The 1,340-nt window shown below is 64.6% G+C and carries 1 protein-coding gene; it reads left to right on the top strand.

The window, feature by feature from the left end:
- Positions 1-43: 43 nt before the first annotated feature.
- Positions 44-1,314 (top strand): IS3 family transposase gene (locus tag NX1_RS35855; RefSeq protein WP_373864946.1). Its coding sequence is split into 2 segments (ribosomal slippage): positions 44-359 and positions 359-1,314, totalling 1,272 coding nucleotides; the frame shifts between segments, so codons are not numbered across the junction.
- The last annotated feature ends 26 nt before the right edge of the window (positions 1,315-1,340 follow it).

The raw sequence follows: 1,340 nt of genomic DNA, 5'->3' as shown, positions 1-1,340 counted from the left end.
GAATCCGCCCGGCATGTCCGGAGACTTCATCTCTTGAGGAAGGATGAAGTCCGTGAGTTCGAGGAAGTACCCGCAGGAGTTGCGTGAGCGGGCGGTGCGGATGGTTGCAGAGGTCCGCGACCAGCACGAGTCGGAATGGGCGGCGATCGGGGCGGTCGCCGAGTTGCTGGGTGTCGGGACCGCTGAGACGGTTCGCAAGTGGGTGCGCCAAGGTCAGGTCGATGTCGGTGCACGGGTCGGGGTCACCACTGAGGAGTCCGCGGAGCTGAAACGGCTGCGCCGGGAGAACGCGGAACTCAAGCGCGCCAACGCAATTCTGAAATCTGCGTCGGTTTTCTTCGCGGCCGAACTGGACCGGCCCCAGCGCTGATCGTCAGATACATCAGCGACCACCAGGGCCACCGCGTCGACGGTGGCCTGCGATGGGGTGTCGAGTCGATCTGCGCCGCGCTCACCGAGCTCGGCGTCAAGATCGCCCCATCAACGTATTACGAACACCGCCAGCCCGTTTCAAGCAAGCGGGACCGCCGCGACGAGGAACTGAAGGTGGACATCACGCGGGTCCACCGCGAGAACTACGGCGTCTACGGTGCCCGGAAAGTATGGTTGCAACTCAATCGTGAGGGCATCGAGGTGGCCCGCTGCACCGTGGAGCGGCTGATGCGGCAGCTCGGGTTGCGGGGCGCGGTCCGTGGCCGGGTCAAACGCACCACGATCGCCGATCCGGCCGCCGCACGGCCGGAGGATCTGGTGCAGCGCAGGTTCGCGCCGACGGCGCCGAACCGGCTGTGGGTGGCCGACATGACCTATGTGTCAACCTGGTCCGGCTGGGTCTACGTAGCGTTCGTGATCGACGCCTACGCACGCAGGATCATCGGCTGGCGTACCGGCACCACGATGACGACCGCGCTGGTGCTCGATGCGATCGAGCACGCTATCTGGACCCGCGAAAGAGCAGGATGGGATGTGAAAGATGTTGTGCACCATACCGATAGGGGCAGTCAATACACCTCGATCGCCCTCACCGAGCGGCTCGCCGAGGCCGGGATCCAGCCCAGCGTAGGTGCAGTGGGATCGAGCTACGACAACGCCCTCGCCGAGACGGTCAACGGCCTCTACAAGACGGAGTTGATCAAGCCCCGCGGCCCGTGGCGCAGCGTCGACCACGTCGAGTTCGCCACCGCGGAATGGGTCGATTGGTTCAATCATCGCCGCCTCTACCAGTACTGCGGCGACGTACCCCCGGCGGAGATGGAGGCCGCCTACTACTCTCAACACCCGGCCCAGCAAACGGTCGAGTTGTCACATCAGTAAGTCTCCGGACTCACCGGGTGGATTCA

Source organism: Nocardia xishanensis NBRC 101358, from assembly GCF_001613365.1.
GTDB classification, from domain to species: Bacteria; Actinomycetota; Actinomycetes; order Mycobacteriales; family Mycobacteriaceae; genus Nocardia; species Nocardia xishanensis.
This window is presented reverse-complemented; position numbering and strand designations above follow the sequence as displayed.